Annotated in this window: 3 protein-coding genes; 2 read left to right on the forward strand and 1 reads right to left on the reverse strand. The window is 59.6% G+C overall.

The annotated features are described in order from the left end of the window. On the reverse strand, positions 1-303 hold a 303-nt coding region (locus tag AC1D0Z_RS19450; RefSeq protein ID WP_477659826.1), incomplete at its 3' end, for a YhbY family RNA-binding protein. A gap of 42 nt (positions 304-345) precedes the next feature. On the opposite strand from AC1D0Z_RS19450, the gene AC1D0Z_RS19455 reads away from it, so the two are divergent. Together AC1D0Z_RS19455 and ftsH are read left to right on the forward strand one after the other, a co-directional pair. Beyond that, the gene (locus AC1D0Z_RS19455; protein WP_477659827.1) at positions 346-1,104 is read left to right on the forward strand and encodes an RlmE family RNA methyltransferase; all 759 of its coding nucleotides are present in this window, start codon (positions 346-348) and stop codon (positions 1,102-1,104) included. 130 nt (positions 1,105-1,234) lie between these two features. Further along, on the forward strand, positions 1,235-2,550 hold a 1,316-nt coding region (gene ftsH, locus AC1D0Z_RS19460), incomplete at its 3' end, for an ATP-dependent zinc metalloprotease FtsH (RefSeq protein ID WP_477659828.1).

Below are 2,550 nucleotides of genomic sequence, written 5' to 3' on the forward strand. Positions count from 1 at the left end.
GTCTTCGTTGACCTTCTTTTCCTTCGGGGGCATGGGGCGCCACAGCACCAGCAACTTGCCGATGTGCTGGATGGGGGCGGCATTGAGTTCATCCGCCAGGGTCTGGAAAATCGCTTCGCGGCCGGCGCGGTCGTCTGATTGAACCCGCACCTTGATGAGGCCGTGCGCGTTCAGGGCCGCATCGGTTTCTTTCTTGACGGCAGCGGTCAGGCCGTCGGAGCCGATCATCACCACTGCGTTCAGGTGATGGGCATCGGCGCGGTGATCCTTGCGCTGGGCGGGGGTAAGTTGTATTTGAGCCATGCCCCAATTATCGGGGGAGTCGGGAAGACGACAATAGACCCCATGAAAGTAAATGCCAAGACCGACTTCAAACCCGGCACACAGACCGACTCGAAAGCCGCAGCCAAAGCGGTTTCCAAAGCTGGCGCCAAAGGAAAAAAGGTCAACAAGGCGTGGTTGCACGACCACATCAACGATCCCTACGTCAAGCTGGCCCAGAAAGAGGGCTATCGGGCGCGCGCCGCTTACAAATTGAAGGAAATTGACGAGACGTTTGGACTAATCCGTCCGGGAGACTGTGTGGTCGACCTGGGCAGCACCCCAGGTGCCTGGAGCCAGTATGTCAGGCGCAAGCTGTCGCCCACCGGCGCGGCAGCAGGGGAGCTCAATGGCCGCATCATCGGGCTGGATCTGCTGCCCATGGAGCCGATCGAAGGGGTGACTTTCATCCAGGGCGACTTCCGGGAGGCGGAGGTGCTGGAAAAGCTGGAGCAGGCGCTGGCCTCGTCGGAAGGGCAAATACGGGTCGATCTTGTGATCTCGGACATGGCGCCCAACCTGTCGGGTATTGAGTCTGCCGACGCAGCCCGGATCGCCCACCTGATTGAGCTGGCCGTGGAATTTGCCCAAAACCGGATGAAACCGGACGGCACGCTGGTGGTGAAGCTTTTTCACGGCAGCGGATACGACCAGCTCGTGAAACTTTTCAAGGACACCTTCAAGACGGTGAAACCCCTGAAACCCAAAGCATCGCGTCCGGGATCGTCAGAGATTTTCCTGATTGGCCGGGGGCTAAAAAGGCGTGCCGAAGCTGCACAATGAGGGCAATGTGGTGGCAAAAATCACCTAAACCCGCTTCAATCCAGGGGCCGGCAGGGGATTACGCTGTTTTTGCCCTTGAAACGCCTAAAATCAGGCGCATGTGACTTTTGTTCTTATACCGGAGTAGTCCTTGAACAATCAGTGGTTTTCCAAAATTGCAATCTGGCTGGTTATCGCCATGGTGCTGTTTACCGTATTCAAGCAATTTGATCCACGCGGTAGCGCCGGCTCGAACTACCTGGGTTACTCCGAGTTCCTGGAAGAAGTGCGCGGCAAGCGCATCAAGCAGGCCACCATCGCCGAAGGCCAGGGCGGCACCGAGATTTCGGCCACCACTGTGGACGACCGCAAGGTCCGCACAACAGCCACTTACCTGGACCGCGGCCTGGTCGGCGACCTGATCGCCAATGACGTGAAGTTTGACGTCAAGCCCCGCGAAGAAACCTCCCTGCTTACGTCCCTGCTCATCAGCTGGGGACCCATGCTGCTGCTGATTGGCGTGTGGATTTATTTCATGCGGCAGATGCAGGGCGGCGGCAAGGGCGGGGCCTTCAGCTTCGGGAAGTCCAAGGCGCGCCTGCTCGATGAATCCACCAATCCGGTGACTTTTGCCGACGTGGCAGGCTGCGACGAGGCCAAGGAAGAAGTCAAGGAAGTGGTCGACTTCCTGAAAGACCCTGCCAAATTCCAGAAACTGGGCGGCCGCATTCCGCGTGGCTTGCTGCTGGTTGGCCCTCCGGGCACCGGTAAAACCCTGCTGGCCAAAAGCATTGCCGGCGAGGCCAAGGTGCCGTTTTTCTCGATTTCCGGCTCTGATTTCGTTGAAATGTTTGTCGGCGTGGGCGCATCCCGCGTGCGCGACATGTTCGACAACGCCAAGAAGAACGCGCCCTGCATCATCTTCATCGATGAAATTGACGCGGTCGGCCGCCAGCGCGGCGCCGGTCTGGGCGGTGGCAACGACGAACGCGAGCAGACACTGAACCAGATGCTGGTCGAGATGGACGGCTTTGAAACCAACGTCGGCGTGATTGTGGTGGCTGCCACCAACCGCCCCGACATCCTGGACGCTGCCTTGCTGCGCCCCGGCCGTTTTGACCGCCAGGTCTATGTGACGCTGCCCGATATTCGCGGCCGCGAGCAGATTCTCAATGTGCATATGCGCAAGGTCCCGCTTGGCCAGGACGTGAGTCCGAGCGTCATCGCCCGCGGTACGCCCGGCATGTCCGGCGCCGACCTCGCCAACCTGTGCAACGAAGCCGCCCTGATGGCTGCACGCCGCAATGCGCGCACCGTCGAGATGCAGGACTTCGAAAAAGCCAAGGACAAGATCCTCATGGGCCCCGAGCGTAAAAGCATGGTCATGCCCGAAGAAGAACGCCGCAACACGGCTTACCACGAGTCTGGCCATGCCCTGATCGGCAAGATGCTGCCCAAGTGCGACCC

The sequence above is a fragment of the Polaromonas sp. P1_E3 genome (genome assembly GCF_056405935.1).